The organism is Amycolatopsis sp. MtRt-6, from assembly GCF_017308975.1.
GTDB lineage: Bacteria > Actinomycetota > Actinomycetes > Mycobacteriales > Pseudonocardiaceae > Amycolatopsis.
Window position 1 is genome coordinate 95,341 of record NZ_JADWPD010000018.1, and the last position, 15,325, is coordinate 110,665.

A 15,325-nucleotide genomic window follows, 5' to 3' on the forward strand; every position below is an offset into this window, starting at 1 on the left:
TGACGCCGAACGGGTGGAGGTTTTCGATGGCACGCACAGGCGGTGAGGACGAGCTCCCCTCGGTCGCCGAACTGGTGGACCTTTCGCAGACGAGGCCGCTGATCATCCGCGGTGAGCTCGACGCGAAGCTCGCCGAGGAGCCGGCCACCGAACCTGCCCACGATCCGCTGGCCGTGCTCGACGCCGAGCTGGCCGCGGCCGAAGCCGAAGCCGAACGTCCCCAGGAGGCGCCGCCCGCCGACCGGTCGCGCCGCGCGAAGCCGTACGTCCTGGCCGCGGGCGCGGCCGTCGGGCTCGGGCTGGCCGCCGTCGTGCTGCTCCAGCCGCACCAGGTGGGCGGGACCGCCGTGCCGCCGCCCGGCGCGCCCACCCCGGTCTCGCCGCCGCCGACCTCCAGCGAAGCCGTGGAGACGATGAGTGCCTCCGCGGCGCCGCCGCCGCTGACCGCCGAGGTCCGGCACACGACGGTCGAGACCACGAGCGCGCCCGCCGGCGCCGGGCGCAAGCCCGCGCGGGACGAGCCGACGCCGACCTCGGCGTCGCCGGAGGACCAGTGGCGCGAGTACGTCAGCGCCGTGATGAGCTCGTGGCAGCAGCAGCACCCCCACGGCGGCCGGAACCGCTGATCAGCAGCTCGTCGTCGCCGGCTTCCCGGCGATCCGGTCCCGCACGAAGTCCAGGACGTCGGCGTTGCCGGTGTAGACCAGCGTGATGTGGTCGGTGTCGTAGGTCTTCCACGTTTCCTGGACCCCGGCCGCGCAGTACGCCTTGTGCAGGCTGTCGGCCTGCGCGAACTGCACCAGCTGGTCGCCGGTCGCGTGGTAGAGGAACACCGGCACTCGCGGCGGCGTCCCGCCGAGCTTGTTCTCGTTCAGCCGCGCCACCCACGCGGGCTTGATGTAGCCAGGGCCGGTCGTGTAGTCCGCGATCTTCTGGTTCGCGTACGTGGTGAGCAGCTCGAACGTGCACGCGCTCTGCTGCATTTCGGCCAGCTTCGCTCGCCCGTTGTCGCTGAGGAACGAGTCCAGCCGAAGCTCGGGATAGGCCTGGTCGAGACCGAGCAGCGCGTAGGCGAACACGCCGAAGCCGAACTTGCCGTCGAGCTGCAGCGTCACCTGGACGAGGTCGGCCGGCACGCCGCCGGCCGCGACGCCGACGAGGTTCAGCTCCGGCGCGTACGACGGCTGCAGCTCGCCCGCCCAGGCCGCGGCGCCGCCACCCTGGGAATACCCGCGGAAGACGACCTTCGCCGACGTCGACAGCCCGGCCGCGCCGAGCCGCTGCGCCGCGCGGACCGCGTCGATCACCGCGGGCCCCTCGGACCGGCCCACGACGTACGTCGTCTTCGGTGCCGGCCGGTAGCCCTCGTAGTCCGGGACGGCGACTGCGTACCCGGCGTCGAGCAGGTCGTCGAGGCCGGGTTGTTCGTAGAAGGCGCCGATGTCGATCATCTTCGACGGCGTGCACTCGAACGCCGGCCCGTGCGTGCCCGGGGCGAACGCCACGATCGGCGCGGTCGCGCGGTCGGCGTTCTTGGGCACCAGCACGGTGCCGGTCACGGCGTCGGGCTGCCCCAGCGCGTTCGTGGACAGGTACATCACCTGCCACGCGTCGACCGTCGCCTGGCGCGGGCCGGCGTGCGACGGCCGCCAGCGGATGACGTCACCCGGTTTGCCCGCGGGCAGTGGCGACGGCGGCACGTAGAAGGCATCGCCCGGCGGGGCGGGCTCGGCGGCCGCCGCCGCGGGGGCGAAAGCCGTGGTCAGGGCCAGTGCCACGGCGACGGCGAGCACGCGGCGGGCGGTCACGCGCCGGTCCCGTAGACGCGCTTGCAGGTCGCGGACTCGCTGAAGGCCAGGTCGAGCTCCGGATTGGCCTTGAGGTCCTTGATCGGGCCTTCGGGATCGGCCAGCTTGCCCATGGTCGCGTCGGCTTCGGAGATGACCTGGCGCAGGCTGGGCTGGTCGACCACTTTCGCCTGCTCCATCTTGGCCTTGGTCTCGGCGAGCTTGCCCCGCGTCTCGGTGAGGTTGCCGGTGGCTTTGTCCACAACGGACTGTCCATCCGGGACGGGCGGGACACCGGCCGTGCGCAGGCCGCCCGCCATGTCCTCCAGTGCGGAACCGAGGCGGCCCAGGAAGTCCACCATCGCGTCCCGGGTCTTCGCCGGGTCGGCGTCGTCGACGGCGGGCGGCTGCGCCAGCTTCGCCGAGCCCGCCGCCACCCCGGTGCACACCTTGTCGGCCCAGGCGAGTGCCGCGGGGTCGGCGTGCCGTCCCGGGTCGGGCGGGGTGTCCGAAGCGCACGCGGCGCACGACAGAAGCGCGGCGGCCGCCATTGCGAGCACTCCGCTGTGCATTCTTTTCATGGGTTTCGAAGCTACGCGCCGCGGTTGTGCGCGAGCAAGAAGGGAATGGCCGGTTGGCACGTGCGTCAACATTCCGCTGCGGAGATTTGTTACGCGCGTCAGCGGTTCGGTGATGCCTCTGTGCTGCGGAAACCATCCGTGTCCTGCTAGGAACCCGGGCCGGGTGGCGTGCCGGTGTGACAATTTGCGGTGCTTGTGTGGCCTTTTTACCGAAAGCCCTTGATCGGTGCCAGCCGTGCTCGTTAGCTTACGGTCCGGTCGCGATTCTCGAATAGCGGGCCGTTTCGTATCACTGTTGATACACGGAAGGACCATCGTGAGTCACCCAAGAGGCATGAAGAAAACGGTCGCGGCCGCCGCGGCCGCGGGTGCGGCGGGGCTCGTCGCCACCGCGCTCGTCGCCGGGGCGCAGACCAGCGCCGCCGACCCGATTTCGCTGACGCTGAACTACCACTGCACCTTCCCGCTGGTGGGTTCGCAGTCGCTGAAGGTGGTGATCAACACCGACCTGCCGACCACGGTGAACACCGGACAGCCGACCGGCGCGTTCGACATCAAGGCCGTGTCCACGATCAACGCGGACACCGTCAGCGGCCTGAGCCTGATCGGCGCCACGACCCTGGAGGGCACCGCCACCGCGAGCGCGACCGTCGCCGCGCCGAGCCTCAACCTGCCGGTCAGCGTGCCGATCACGCTGGACAAGACGAACATCCCGGCCTCGGGCGAGATGACCATCAACGCCGCCGGCAAGACGCCGTCGCTGACGTTCACCCAGGCCGGCCAGGCGAAGATCACCGTGGGCGACCTGAACCTCAAGGTCACCCCGCGCAAGGCCGACGGCTCGGTCACCGGCATCACGCCGGACGGCACGATCGACGCGCCCTGCACGCAGGACAGCGGCCAGAACAACACCCTCGCCACGATCACCATCAACGGCGGTGGCGGCACGACGACCCCGCCCACGACCACCCCGCCGGTCACCACGCCGCCGACGACCACGTCGCCGGTGACGACCCCGCCCACGACCACGCCGCCGGGCGGGGGGATCAAGTACTCCTTCGGCATCACCGGGCAGACGGCGCTGAAGTCGCTCGGCAGCACGGCGCCGATCAGCGGCTCGTTCGACGCCGACGTCAACCTGTCGGCCAAGACGTTCACCGGCAACCTGCAGCTGAACCCGACGCACACCGACTTCAAGCTGTTCGGCTTCCTGCAGGGCAGCTCGGACGTCAAGGTGGTCCAGAACGGCCCGCAGACCGGGGAGCTGGTGGGCACCGGCTTCAAGGCGCACATCAAGTTCGACACGTTCCTCACCAAGGTCACCCTGTTCGGCATCCCGATCAGCACCGACCCGAAGTGCGGCACGGTCAGCCCGTCGACCAGCGAGATGACCACCGGCCCCGATTTCGACCTGCTCAAGGGCGGCAAGCTTTCGGGCACCTACTCGCTGTCGGCGCTGCAGAACTGCGGCTCGTTCAACGACATCATCAGCGGGTTCGCGAAGAGCGACGGCAACTCGCTGGAGCTCGTGCTCGCCAAGAAGTGACCGATCTGCCGGCCCCCGCCGCGCCGCGGCGGGGGCCGGTGCCATGCCCTGGAAGGAAAGCCCGTGCGGATCGCCCGGTCGTTGCTCGCCACCTGCGTGCTCGCTCTTGCCGGCACCGTCGCCGTCGCCACGCCCGCGCCGGCGTCGACGCCCATCGCCAAGAAGCTGGGTTTCACCTGCCCGTTCCCGTTGATCGGGCTGCAGAAGCTGGACGTGGAGATCAAGGCGGCGTTCGACGTGCCGGCCGCGCCCGGCGGCACCTTCACGACGGCGGACCTCGCGGTCGCGGTGACGGTGCCGGACAAGTCCACCCGTGGCCTGGCCCTGGTCGGCGCGGCGAGCATCGAAGGGACGGCGTCCGCAGGGGTGACGCTGGCCAACGGTCCGTTGACGCTGCCGCTCGGCCTGCCGTTGACGGTGGCGAAGACCGCGGTGCCGCCGTCGGGAGCGTTCACCACGAGCGCGTCCGGCACGGTCCCGCCCGTCCGGCTGCCGAACGCGGGAAAGACCACCCTCACCATCGGGAACTTCAGCACCCGGCTCACGCCGAAGAAGGCCGACGGCTCGTACACCGGGCTCGGCTCGTTCACCTCGGACTGCACGCTCGACCCGGGCCAGGACCCGGTGCTGCTGAGCTTCGACCTGGGCGGCGCCGCTTCGCACGACTACGGCGTCACGGGCTCGACGACGCTGAAGGCGCTCGGGGCGACCGCGCCGCTGGCGGGCGCCTTCGCGGTGCCGGCGTTCACGGCGGCGTTCGACCGGACGCGGGCGGAGTTCAAGGCGTTCGGGTTCGTCCCCGGGACGGCCGACCTGCAGTTCGGCCCGGACGGCCCGCAGGCGGGCGAACTCGGCGACGGCGGGTTCGTCGCGCACGCGAAGCTGGCGCTGGCCGTGCCGCAGGTGACGCTGTTCGGCCTGCCGGTCGCCGACGCGGGGTGCCGGGCGAGCGCGCCCGTCCCGGTCGACCTGCGGACCGGGCCCGGCTTCGCCCTGGCGACGGGCGGGCCGGTCACCGGGACGTACACGATCCCGCCGCTGACCGGGTGTGGCGCGTTCACGGCGTACTTGAGTTCGCTGCTCCAGGGCGGAGGGAACACGTTCGCCCTGACGTTGACCGCGCGCTGACTGCCGCTCACCTCCGGCGGGTAGAGGTGGGGGAATGCGCCGAACCGCTGTGGGGACTCTGGTCGTTGTCACGCTGCTCGCCACCGCCGCGCCCGGGGAGGCGGCCGGCCTGAGCCGCGACCCGGTGACGGTGATCCACGACCGGGACCACGCCCTGCACGTCCTCAACGGCGGCGCGACCGACGACGAGCTGACGCTGCGCACGCAGACGCTCGCGTCGAGCGCGTGGGCGTTCTTCCGGGGCACGTCACCGCTCTTCTACCGCGACCTCGGCAAGCTGCCGCCGTCCGCGTACGCGACCGCGGGCGGTGACGTGTGGCTGACCGGCGACGCGCACCTCGAGAACACCGGTGCCGATCGCGGCGCCGACACCGAAGCGCAGTTCGCGATCACCGACACCGACGACGCCTGGCGCGGTTCGTGGACGTGGGACCTGCGCCGCGAAGCCGTGTCGATCGTCCTCGCCGGCCGGGCCGGCGGCCGCAGCGCGAGCCGGATCGCCACCGACGTCGACACGCTCGTCGCCGAATACGCGCAGTGGATCGCGAAGTTCCACGGCACCGACGACGAAGCGAGCTGGCGGCTCACGTCGGGCAACACCTCCGGCCTCGTCGGGGACCTGATCGACGAGGCCGCCGGCGACAAGCGGGCCGACCTGCTCGCGAAGTGGACCACCGGCGGCCACTTCAAGGCCGATCCCCGGCTGCAGGCCGTTCCGGAGGCGACACGCACCCAGCTCGCCGCCGCGGTCGCGGCGTACCGGACCACCGCGGGCAAGCCGCTGAAGGCCTCCGAAGCCGTCGTGAAGGACGTGCGGCGGCGAATCGGCGCGGGGACCGGCAGCCTCGGCCGGTTCCGCTGGTACGTCCTCGTCGAGGGCACCACGACGAGTACGTCCGACGACCGGATCCTCGAGCTCAAGCAGGAGGTCGACCCGGCGCCGAAGCCGCTCGCGCCGAACGCGACCACGCTCATCGGCGGACAGCGTCCGGCGCTGGCGTTGCGTTGGCTGGCGAACCAGTCGGACCCGCTCGCCGGCTGGGCGAACGTCGGGAGCACCGCGGTGCTGGTCAAGGAGAAGTCCCCGTTCGCCGAAGACCTGAAGATCGGCGACCTGACGACGTCGGCGAGCTGGGACGACACGGTCCGGGACATCGGCAGGCTCCTCGCCGCCGCGCATTCCCGCGCCGACCAGGACATCGCCGGCACCGGGCTCACCTACTCGGCGGACGCGGCGATCGACGGCGCGATCACGTCCGTCACCGGGCTGCAAGCCGAGACCCGGGCCTTCGCGGCGAGCTACGCCGACCAGGTCACCGGCGACTGGCAGGCGTACGTCACCGCGAAGAACACCGGCCGCCCCCTCTTCTGAACGGCTCAGCGGTCCCGGAACATCACCGTGAACCCGGCTCCGGAAAGGACCAGCGCGGCCAGGAACAACCCGCCGTGCACCACGTTGCGCGTCACGACGTCGCCGACGAGCTGCGCCACCAGGCCCACGATGCCGAGCCCGCCGACGACCGCCAGCACCACACGAGCGCCTCGCAGCCCCCGGTACGCGCCGTGGACGAGCAGCGCCCAGAGGCCGGCGCAGAGCGCGAACACGAGCACCGCGACCGGCAGCGGGACGGCTCCGGTGATCGCCGTGTGGCTGCCCGTCAGGCGGCCGGCGAGCGTCCCGAGGAACCAGCACGCCGTCGCACCCCACCAGGCGAGTGCGGCTGACCGGGCCATTCGCGCAGCGTAGGCGCGTTATGCCCGGTTCCGGCACGCAAGTCACCCGAACCGTTATCGACCCGGTGTCACATCGGGGTGCTATAAAACGCTACCCCGGTGGGACCGGTTTCGCGGCCGTAGGCGTCGCCGGTGCCGCTAGGGTTGATCGTCTGGATGTCTGGCTCAAGAGCAGCCGAACGGGAGACGCCGGTGACCGCCGCGCTCGACTCATCGTGGGATCCCCGCACGCGCCTGCGGGTGCTGCTGATCGAGGACGACGACGGCGACGCGCTGCTGGTCGAGGAGATGCTGGCGGACACCGCGGTGCCGTACGCGCTCGAACGCGTCGAGACCCTCAAGGCCGCGCTCAGCGGCCCGCTCACCGCCGACTGCGTCGTGCTCGACCTGCAGCTCCCCGACGCGATGGGCCTCAACGGGCTGACCAAGCTCGGGCAGCACGCGCCCGGGGTCGCGGTGGTCGTCCTGACCGGGCAGCACGACCAGGCCACCGGCGTGGCCGCGGTCGCCGCCGGTGCGCAGGACTACCTCGTCAAGGACCAGGTCGACGGCCCGCTGCTGGTGAAGGCGCTGCGCTTCGCCCGCGAACGCAAGCGCGCCGAGCAGGTCGAGCAGCAGTTCCTCCAGCAGCAGCTGCTCGCGCGGGAGAACGCGCGGCTCGAACGCGGCCTGCTGCCCAGCCCGCTGCTGCGCGACCCGCACCTCGACCTGGCCGCCCGCTACCGGCCCGGCCGCAACGGTTCCCTGCTCGGCGGCGACTTCTACGACGCCATCGAGCTCGCCGACGGCACGGTGCACATGATGATCGGCGACGTCTGCGGCCACGGCCCGGACGAGGCCGCGCTCGGTGTCGCGCTGCGGATCGCGTGGCGCTCGCTCGTGATGGCCGGCCTGCCGATGCCCGACGTGCTGAGCATGGTCGAGCGGGTCCTGGTGCACGAGCGGATCGAGCCGCTGTTCGCCACCGTCTGCATGGTCGTCGTCGCGCCGGACCGAAGATCCCTGCGCCTGTCGCTGGCCGGGCACCTGCCGCCGCTGCTGCTCACCCCCGGCGACGGGCACCTGCTTTCCGGCGAGCGCCTCGGCGTCCCGCTCGGCGTCGTCGAAGGCGCGAAGTGGGACTCGCTGGAAGTGCCGCTGGAGCCGGGGTGGTCGCTGCTGCTCTACACCGACGGCGTGTTCGAGGGCCGCGTCGGCGCCGGGTCCGAGCGGCTGGGCCACGAGCGGATGGCCGCCCTCGTGCTCGACATCCAGCACGAGACCGGGCTGCACGGCCGGGCCCTGCTCGACGAGCTGATCGCCCGGGCCGAACGGCTCAACTCCGGTCCGCTCGACGACGACGTCGCCCTCGCCCTGCTCCGCCACGACCCGGAAGCCGCCGCCGATGAGCAGTGACGCACCCGGCCGGCCCATCCGCCGCAGCCTGGCGCTGCTCGCCGTCGTCGAGACCGTGCTGCTGGTCGCCGCGCTGGTCGCCGCCGGGGTCGCGCTGAACAACCTCACCGCGGCCCGGACCCACCTGCTCGACGTGATCGCGCCGCAGCGCCTGGCCGCCACCCAGCTGTCCACGGCCTTGCTGAACCAGGAAAGCGGGGTCCGCGGCTACCAGCTCGGCCGGCAGCCGGCGTTCCTGGTCCCCTACACCGACGGGGTCCGCGCGCAGGCCGACGCGGTCGCGCAGCTGCGGCAGCTCGGCGCGACCACGGGCACCCGGATCGGGGACGACCTCGACGCCGTGGTCCGGGCGGCCACCGCCTGGCAGGCCGCGGCCGCCCCCACCATCGCCCCCGGCGCGCCCCCGGTCACCGCGGACCAGGTCGAACGCGGCCGGACGCTGTTCGTCGACGTGCGCCGGGCGCTCGACACCCAGCTCGACCACCTCACCGTGATCCGCGACGACGGCCGCGCCGAGCTGAACGCGGCGGCGAGCTTCCTCAACGCGATGTTCGTCGCCGTCGCCGTGCTGGTCCTGCTGCTGTTCGCGATGCTGCTCTTCGGCCTGCGGCAGGTCATCACGAGACCGCTCCTGCGGCTGGCCGGCGAGGTCCGCCGCGTCGCCGACGCGGATGTCCACCACCCGGTGCACGGGAGCGGGCCGCGCGAGATCGCGCAGCTCGGCGCCGACGTCGAGGCGATGCGGCAGCGCATCCTCGACGAGGTCGCCGAGCTCGAGCGGGCGCACGCGCTGCTGGACCGGCGCACGCGGGAGGCGGAGCAGTCCACCGCCCTGCTGGACCGGCGCACGCGCGAGCTGGAGCGGTCCAACGCCGACCTCGAACAGTTCGCCTACGTCGCTTCGCACGACCTGCAGGAGCCGCTGCGGAAGGTGGCCAGCTTCTGCCAGCTGCTCCAGCGGCGGTACCAGGGGCTGCTCGACGAGCGCGGCGAGCAGTACATCGAGTACGCCGTCGACGGCGCGAAGCGGATGCAGACCCTGATCAACGACCTGCTGGCGTTCTCGCGGGTCGGCCGGAACCCGGGCGAGCACGTCGTGGCCGACGCGGGCGCGCTGGTCGACGACGCCATCGCGAACCTGGAGGTCGCGCTCTCGCTGAGCGGCGGCAAGGTGAGCCGTGGCGACCTGCCCGAGGTGCGCGTCGAGCCGGCGCTGCTGACGGCGGTGTTCCAGAACCTCATCGGCAACGCGCTGAAGTTCAAGGGCGAGGCGCCGCCGGAAGTGCGGGTCACCGCCGAGCGCGACGGCGCCGGCTGGGTGTTTTCCGTGGTGGACAACGGGATCGGCATCGACGCCGAGTACGCCGAACGGGTGTTCGCGCTGTTCCAGCGGCTGCACACGCGCTCGGCGTACCCGGGCACCGGCATCGGGCTGGCCCTGTGCCGCCGGATCGTCGAGTACCACGGCGGCCGGATCTGGCTCGACACCGAGGCCGAAGCCACGACGTTCCGCTTCACCCTGCCGGCTGTCGAAAGCGAGGGGACCGCATGACGGAGGCACCCGCCCCGATCGACATCCTGCTCGTCGAGGACGACCCCGGTGACGTGCTGATGACCCGGGAAGCGTTCGCGCACCACAAGATCCGCAACCCGCTGCACGTAGCGGAGGACGGCGTCGAGGCGCTGCGGTTCCTGAAGCGGGAAGGGCCGTTCGGGAGGGCGCCGCGGCCGGGGCTGATCCTGCTCGACCTCAACCTGCCCCGCAAGGACGGCAGGCAGGTGCTCGGCGAGATCAAGCAGGACCCCGCGCTGTGCACGATCCCGGTGGTCGTGCTGACGACGTCCGAAGCGGAGGAGGACATCCTGCGCAGCTACGAACTGCACGCCAACGCCTACGTCACCAAGCCGGTCGACTTCGAGAAGTTCGTCGAGGTGGTCCGGAAGATCGACGATTTCTGGGTGACGGTGGTGAAACTCCCGCCCCGGTAGCCGTTTGGCGGGGAGTGCGGCACGATGGGAGGCCGTGACCCCTTCGACGCCGGACCTGCCCGCAACCGACCTGGCGGTGACGCTCGACTGGCGTGGCCGGGCCGCCGTGTTGGCCGTGGCGGGGGAGATCGACCTGGTCAGCGCGCCGGAGTTCGGGGAAGTCGTCGACGTCGTGCTGGCCAGCGGGCCGGAGAAGCTGGTGGTCGATCTGCGCGAGGTGACGTTCTTCTGCTCGGCGGGGCTGCAGGTGCTCGCGGCGGCCCACCGCAGGCTGGCCGAGCGCGCGTTGTGCGTGGTGAGCGATTCCCCGGTGACGTCCGGCCCGTTGAAGACGACCGGCCTCGACACGTGGATCGGTGTCCACCCGACCGTCGACGAAGCACTCACATGACGCCGGAACCGTATCGCTGCCACGGAGTACCGGCCTCGCCGGACGCCCTCCGCCGTCTCCGGCACGACCTGATGGCATGGGTACTGGCGGCGGGGGTCGACGCGGACCGGGCGGGCGACATCGTGCTGGCCAGTTACGAGGCACTGGCGAACGTGGCCGACCACGCGTACGACAACGCGGAGCCCGGCGTGGTCGACGTCGACGCCGCGGTGCGGCCCGGGCGGCTCGAGGTGGTGATCACCGACCACGGCCGGTGGCGCACCCCGGTGCCGGACCCCCGCCCGGTTTCGTTGCGGGGCCGGGGGTTGCTGTTGTTGCGGGCGAGTGCCGACCGCGCGGACATCGCGTCCGGTGAGCAGGGCACCGTGGTGACCCTGACCTGGGACCTCTGACCCGAGCGCCCCAATGTGGCCTTGGTTGCGTTCAACGCACCCAAGGTGGCCTTCGGTGCGTTCAACGCACCGAAGGCCACATTGGGGCGCTTCGGGCTAGCTGTGGACCACGGCTCCGGTCTTCGGGTCGAGGGTGACCTTCCGGGCCTTCGGCCACCAGAAGTCGAACATCCCGTTGAGCGAGCCGGCGCGCGCGTCGAACGACGAGTCGCCGATGCGGCCGGTGAACCAGTTGTCCTCGATGAACTTCAGCACCGATGTCTGGTCAGTCAGCGTGTGGTCGACGTGGTTGACCTTGCTGAACGGCGAAACCACCAGCAGCGGCAGGCGCGGGCCGTAGCCGCAGCGGTCGGCGTACGTGCCGGCCGTCGTCGCCTTGGCCGTGCAGATCGGCTGGTCCTGCGCGGCGTCGTGCGAGCCGTTGACGATCGGGGACTTCTGGTGGTCGTACCAGCCGTCCGAGTCGTCGTACGCCAGGACGATCGCCGTCGAGCGCCACTCCGGGGACTGCTGGATCTTGTTGATCTCACTGACCACGAACTGCTGCTCGTCCAGCGGATCCGAGTAACCCGCGTGGCCGTCCTGGTACTCCGGGGCCTTCAGGAAGCTCACCGCGGGCATCGAACCCGCCTGCAGCGCGTCGTTGAAGTCCGCGATGTCGTACTGGTGGTTGGCGCGGTCGGTCTGGCCGATCGCCTGCACCGAGGACGGCGGGAGGTGCTTCGGGTTCGCCGTCGACGGGTAGTACTGGAACGGCTCGTGGTGCGGGCTGTAGTCGACGACCGCGTTGCCGCCCACGTTCGTGTGGGTCTGGCCGCACACCGCGTACCCGTTCGCTTCGCCGGTCGGGCGGAAGCCGCCCTGGAACCAGCCCCACGTCACGTGCCGCTCGTTGAGCAGGTCACCGATGTTGCGGCCGTGCATCGTGGCCAGGTTGTCCTTGCTCGTGTGGTTCTTGCCCGAGCAGTCGTCCCACGCCGGGTCGGGGTCGTTGATGACCGTGCCGACGCCGTTCGCGTCCGGCGAAGACACCACGTAGGAGTCGCTGACCGGCTCGTGCGTCACCGGGTCGACCGCCTGGCCGCCGTGGGTCTGGCCCGAGATCAGGTTGAGCGCACCGGGCGTCGACGGGCCGAAGACCGTGTTGAACGAGTTGTCGCTCATCGCGTAGTGCTGGGCGTAGTTCCACATGCCCGTGACGGTGTTGCCGTCGAAGTAGTCCATCACCAGGCCGGGCTCGCCGAACAGGATCGGCTGGCCGGTGCACTTGTCCGTCTCGGTCTTCTCGACGAACTCGTCCATCTTGCCGCCGTTGAACGCGGCCTGCTCGGCGCCGTAGTTGTGGTTCTGGTCGCAGGTCAGCGCCTGCTGGGGCGTGAGCCGCTTCGGGTTGTAGGCGTTCGGGTTTTCGGTCAGCAGCTTCTTGTCGAGGCCGTTGACCTTCGGGGTGCCGTGCGCGGCGGTGAACGGGGTGCCGTCGGTGTTCGCCGCGTCCGGGTAGGTGCCGAAGTAGTGGTCGAACGAGATGTTCTCGCCGAAGATGACCACGACGTGCTTGATCGGGGTCGTCGTCGGGATCCACTGCGCCGGGACCGGGTGCAGCGGCTGGGCGTCGGCGGTGCTCGCCGTGGATCCGGTGGCGACGGCCAGGACGGCCACCGAAGCGATTGCCCCGGCGCCGAGCAGGCCGCGCCGTCGCCGTCGCGTCTTTCTGTCCACTGTGGATTCCTTTCGTGGTGGGCTGAAATTCTTCAAGAGCGCTCTCACGCGAGCAGAGCGCGCCCGAAGTGGTCGTCCGGGCCGGTGACGCCCGGCAGCGCGAAGAAGTAGCCGCCGCCGAACGGGGAGATGTAGTCGGTCAGGGGTTCGTCGGCCAGCCGCGTCTGGACGGCCTCGAACTGGCGCTCCAGGTCCCGCTGGTAGCAGACGAACAGCAGGCCCATGTCCAGGTTGCCGTTGCTGTCGACGCCGCGGTCGTAGTTGACGGCGCGGCGCAGGATCCGGCTGGCGTCGGTTTCCGGGGTGCGCGGGTTCGCCTTCCGGATGTGGCTGGTCAGCGGGATGACGCTGCCGATCGGGTCGTCGGCGTACCGGGGGACGTCGGTCTCCGCCGTGCCGTCGAGCGGGGCACCGGTGTCGCGGCGGCGGCCGAACATGTTCTCCTGCTCGGCCAGCGAAACCCGGTCCCAGAACTCGACGAGCATCCGGATCAGCCGGATGACCTGGTAGCTGCCGCCCGCGGTCCAGGCGGGTTCCCCGGTCGTCCACACCAGACTGTCTGCTTCGGACCCGGTGGGGTTCGCGGTGCCGTCCTTGAAGCCCATCAGGTTGCGTGGCGCGCCGTCCGGCCGCGACGGCGAGGTGAAGCCGTTGAGCTTCCAGCGCAGCTGCATGCCACCGCGGGTGGCGCGCGCGATGTCCCGCAGCGCGTGCAGGACGGTGTCGGTGTCGTTCGCGGACAGGATCAGGCTGAGGTCGCCGTGGCACTGGGCGGGGTCGAGGGCGTCGTTCGGGAACGTCGCCATCGGCTTCAGCTTGGCGGGCTTGAGTTTCGCGAGCCCGTACCGGTCGTCGAAGAGGCTCGCGCCGACGCCGAGGATGACGCCGAGGTCGCTGCCGGGCACGACGGGCCCGAGCACACCGGAGTCGGCGGGCGGCGCCGTGATGCCCAGCGCGGCGGGCGCCCCGCCGGCGGTGAGGAACCGCGCCCGATCCGTGATCGCGCGGAAGAGGTCGGTGAGCTCGGCCTTGGACTCGGCGACGGCGTCGAAGGAGGCGACGATGGTCTGAGTGGGCGGTTTGCGGAGGATGGCGGCCTGGTGGGGACCGTGGAAGGGGACGGGCGAGGTGCTGTCGGTGGCGCTCGCGGAGGACGCGCCGAGCCCGGCTCCGGCCGCGACGGTGAGACCCGCGCCCATCGCGGCCCGGCGGAGGAAGGACCGGCGGGGGAGGCCGGCACCCCCGGCGGCGTGCGAAGGCTCGGCGCGCGGGCCGGGCCGGTTCTCGTGCGGTGAGTTCGTCACGAGACCCTCCTCGGCTCGGCGATCGCCGCGATCGGGGCGAGCAGTTCCGTCAGCTCGCTCACGTCCGCGTTCACCTTCTGGCGCTGGTCCCGGCTCAGCTCGGCCGGCCGGAGCCACGTGCCGTCCGGGCGGCGGGCCGCGTCCAAAGCGGACTGGGTCCGGTTCAGCCAGCTGTCCACCTTGGACAGGTCCGGGTACCTCGGCGTCAGCAGCGGCCGCAGCACCTCGAGCACCGCGCGGGTGCCGTCGAGGTTCGCGCGGGCCGTGGCCAGGTTCGTGCCGCTGCCGTAGTCGGTGCGGCCGGTCAGTTCGAACTGCAGCGTGTTCTCCATGATCTCGTGCGCGCGCAGCCCGAGGTCGTTCCCGTCGACCTGGCTGCCGGCGAAGGACGTCTGCAACGCGCGGGCGTCGGTGTCGAGCTGGTCGGCGACGGCGGCCAGCGCCGCCATGTCCTCGCCGTGCCAAAGGCCCTGCTCCAGGCGGTGGAAGCCGGTGAAACCGGGGTCGGTCACGCCGCCCGGGAGGCCGTCGGCCGTGCCGTTGATGGCGCCGTCGGAGTCGCCGAACGCGTCGTAGGCCGCGCCCAGGCGCTCGTACGTCAGGTGCGCTGTCAGCCACGCCGCCCGGCTCGCCGCGCGGTCGCCGCCGTGGACGGTGTTCTTCAGCGCGCCGGTGTTCGCGACCAGCTCGCCGAGTCCCGCCGTTACGTGCTGCTGGTAGGCCTTGAGCGGGCCGAGCAGGTCGTCGTGCGTCACCGGCGCGACGCCCGGCCCGGTCCGCTCGGCACCGCCGGTGACCCGCACCGCGGGGCCGACGATCGCGCCCGCGTCCTCGGGCAGGCAGCGGAACGCGTAGCTGCCGTTGCCCAGGTTCACCTGCAACGGCCGGGTCGTCGCCGCGCCGAGGCCCTCGACCTCGCCGTAGATCACGCCGGTCGCGGGGTCGATCAGGTCGACCTCGGCCGGCACCGACCCGGTGTTGTGCAGGCGGAACGTCTGCGGCCCCGGCCTGGGGTCCGTCCAGCCGGTGCCGCACGCCGAGCGCGACACCGCGATCTCGGGGTCGCCGGCCGCCGCGCTGTCCGGCCAGAACGCCACAACGGCTCCCGCCGCGGCGGCCACGACCACGGCCACCACGATCCAGCGGGTACGCACTGACCCCGGCACGCCCACACTCCCGTCACTCGATCGGACCATCACCGATCACGGATTATGCGAGCCTAACGCGCGGAAAACCGCATCGGATCCTGTCGAACGAGCGAAATTCACCCGGACTTCAGCCGGACGCCCACGAAATGGGGAGGAATCAGACGTTTCTTTGTGCCAGATCTGTCGGGTTCGGGAAATTCGACCGATTGAC

15 protein-coding genes are annotated in these 15,325 nt (G+C 71.4%); 9 read left to right on the forward strand and 6 right to left on the reverse strand.

Annotated elements, in window-relative coordinates; translation table 11 throughout:
• Nucleotides 1-26 precede the first annotated feature (26 nt).
• Nucleotides 27-626: a hypothetical protein gene (locus I4Q55_RS27960; RefSeq protein ID WP_206791746.1), complete on the forward strand. Its 600-nt coding sequence runs from the start codon at nt 27-29 to the stop codon at nt 624-626.
• Here the strand turns inward: I4Q55_RS27960 and I4Q55_RS27965 are convergent, their stop codons facing one another.
• Together I4Q55_RS27965 and I4Q55_RS27970 are read right to left on the reverse strand one after the other, a co-directional pair.
• Entirely contained in the window at nt 627-1,808 is a 1,182-nt protein-coding gene (locus I4Q55_RS27965; protein WP_206791747.1) for a lipase family protein, read from the reverse strand.
• Nucleotides 1,805-2,368: a hypothetical protein gene (locus tag I4Q55_RS27970; protein ID WP_242546867.1), complete on the reverse strand. Its 564-nt coding sequence runs from the start codon at nt 2,366-2,368 to the stop codon at nt 1,805-1,807. Before I4Q55_RS27970 ends, I4Q55_RS27965 begins: the two co-directional genes overlap by 4 nt.
• Before the next feature lie 334 nt (nt 2,369-2,702).
• Here I4Q55_RS27970 and I4Q55_RS27975 point away from each other — a divergent pair, with 334 nt between their 5' ends.
• The 3 genes from I4Q55_RS27975 to I4Q55_RS27985 all read left to right on the forward strand — a co-directional run bounded on the left by I4Q55_RS27975 (nt 2,703) and on the right by I4Q55_RS27985 (nt 6,414).
• A complete protein-coding gene (locus I4Q55_RS27975) occupies nt 2,703-3,914 on the forward strand; it encodes a DUF6801 domain-containing protein (protein ID WP_242546868.1) in 1,212 nt (403 codons plus the stop codon).
• A 63-nt stretch (nt 3,915-3,977) separates the two neighbouring features.
• The gene (locus I4Q55_RS27980) at nt 3,978-5,042 is read left to right on the forward strand and encodes a DUF6801 domain-containing protein (protein ID WP_206791749.1); all 1,065 of its coding nucleotides are present in this window, start codon (nt 3,978-3,980) and stop codon (nt 5,040-5,042) included.
• 34 nt (nt 5,043-5,076) lie between these two features.
• Nucleotides 5,077-6,414, forward strand: a complete 1,338-nt coding sequence (locus I4Q55_RS27985) for a DUF2252 domain-containing protein (protein ID WP_242546869.1) — start codon at nt 5,077-5,079, stop codon at nt 6,412-6,414.
• Nucleotides 6,415-6,419: 5 nt separating this feature from the next.
• On the opposite strand, the gene I4Q55_RS27990 is transcribed toward I4Q55_RS27985, so the two are convergent.
• Nucleotides 6,420-6,776 carry a hypothetical protein gene (locus tag I4Q55_RS27990; protein WP_206791750.1) on the reverse strand — a complete coding sequence of 119 codons (357 nt, stop codon included), beginning with the start codon at nt 6,774-6,776 and terminating at the stop codon, nt 6,420-6,422.
• Nucleotides 6,777-6,968: 192 nt separating this feature from the next.
• On the opposite strand from I4Q55_RS27990, the gene I4Q55_RS27995 reads away from it, so the two are divergent.
• Genes I4Q55_RS27995 through I4Q55_RS28015 form a run of 5 tightly spaced genes read left to right on the forward strand, consistent with a single transcriptional unit; the run spans nt 6,969 to nt 10,943 of the window.
• Complete coding sequence (locus I4Q55_RS27995; RefSeq protein WP_206791751.1) at nt 6,969-8,171, forward strand: PP2C family protein-serine/threonine phosphatase; 1,203 nt, start codon at nt 6,969-6,971, stop codon at nt 8,169-8,171.
• Complete coding sequence (locus tag I4Q55_RS28000; protein ID WP_206791752.1) at nt 8,161-9,723, forward strand: ATP-binding protein; 1,563 nt, start codon at nt 8,161-8,163, stop codon at nt 9,721-9,723. Before I4Q55_RS27995 ends, I4Q55_RS28000 begins: the two co-directional genes overlap by 11 nt.
• Complete coding sequence (locus I4Q55_RS28005) at nt 9,720-10,160, forward strand: response regulator (protein ID WP_206791753.1); 441 nt, start codon at nt 9,720-9,722, stop codon at nt 10,158-10,160. The genes I4Q55_RS28000 and I4Q55_RS28005 overlap by 4 nt, the downstream gene beginning before the upstream one ends.
• Before the next feature lie 34 nt (nt 10,161-10,194).
• Nucleotides 10,195-10,551: an STAS domain-containing protein gene (locus I4Q55_RS28010; RefSeq protein WP_307793321.1), complete on the forward strand. Its 357-nt coding sequence runs from the start codon at nt 10,195-10,197 to the stop codon at nt 10,549-10,551.
• A complete protein-coding gene (locus I4Q55_RS28015; RefSeq protein ID WP_206791754.1) occupies nt 10,548-10,943 on the forward strand; it encodes an ATP-binding protein in 396 nt (131 codons plus the stop codon). The genes I4Q55_RS28010 and I4Q55_RS28015 overlap by 4 nt, the downstream gene beginning before the upstream one ends.
• 96 nt (nt 10,944-11,039) lie before the next feature.
• On the opposite strand, the gene I4Q55_RS28020 is transcribed toward I4Q55_RS28015, so the two are convergent.
• The 3 genes from I4Q55_RS28020 to I4Q55_RS28030 are packed head-to-tail and all read right to left on the reverse strand — an operon-like array spanning nt 11,040 to nt 15,120.
• Nucleotides 11,040-12,662: a phospholipase C gene (locus I4Q55_RS28020; protein ID WP_206791755.1), complete on the reverse strand. Its 1,623-nt coding sequence runs from the start codon at nt 12,660-12,662 to the stop codon at nt 11,040-11,042.
• 44 nt (nt 12,663-12,706) lie between these two features.
• Nucleotides 12,707-13,966 (reverse strand): Dyp-type peroxidase, encoded by a 1,260-nt coding sequence (locus I4Q55_RS28025; RefSeq protein WP_206791756.1) that lies wholly within the window; start codon nt 13,964-13,966, stop codon nt 12,707-12,709.
• Nucleotides 13,963-15,120 (reverse strand): EfeM/EfeO family lipoprotein, encoded by a 1,158-nt coding sequence (locus tag I4Q55_RS28030; RefSeq protein ID WP_206791883.1) that lies wholly within the window; start codon nt 15,118-15,120, stop codon nt 13,963-13,965. Before I4Q55_RS28030 ends, I4Q55_RS28025 begins: the two co-directional genes overlap by 4 nt.
• Nucleotides 15,121-15,325 lie beyond the last annotated feature (205 nt).

Bases quoted from the DNA above. Each gene is read 5' to 3' on its own strand.
- I4Q55_RS27960 (WP_206791746.1), top strand. From the start codon at position 27: ATGGCACGCACAGGCGGTGAGGACGAGCTCCCCTCGGTCGCCGAACTG.
- I4Q55_RS27970 (WP_242546867.1), bottom strand. From the start codon at position 2,368: ATGAAAAGAATGCACAGCGGAGTGCTCGCAATGGCGGCCGCCGCGCTT.
- I4Q55_RS27975 (WP_242546868.1), top strand. From the start codon at position 2,703: ATGAAGAAAACGGTCGCGGCCGCCGCGGCCGCGGGTGCGGCGGGGCTC.
- I4Q55_RS27985 (WP_242546869.1), top strand. From the start codon at position 5,077: ATGCGCCGAACCGCTGTGGGGACTCTGGTCGTTGTCACGCTGCTCGCC.
- I4Q55_RS27990 (WP_206791750.1), bottom strand. From the start codon at position 6,776: ATGGCCCGGTCAGCCGCACTCGCCTGGTGGGGTGCGACGGCGTGCTGG.
- I4Q55_RS28000 (WP_206791752.1), top strand. From the start codon at position 8,161: ATGAGCAGTGACGCACCCGGCCGGCCCATCCGCCGCAGCCTGGCGCTG.
- I4Q55_RS28005 (WP_206791753.1), top strand. From the start codon at position 9,720: ATGACGGAGGCACCCGCCCCGATCGACATCCTGCTCGTCGAGGACGAC.
- I4Q55_RS28015 (WP_206791754.1), top strand. From the start codon at position 10,548: ATGACGCCGGAACCGTATCGCTGCCACGGAGTACCGGCCTCGCCGGAC.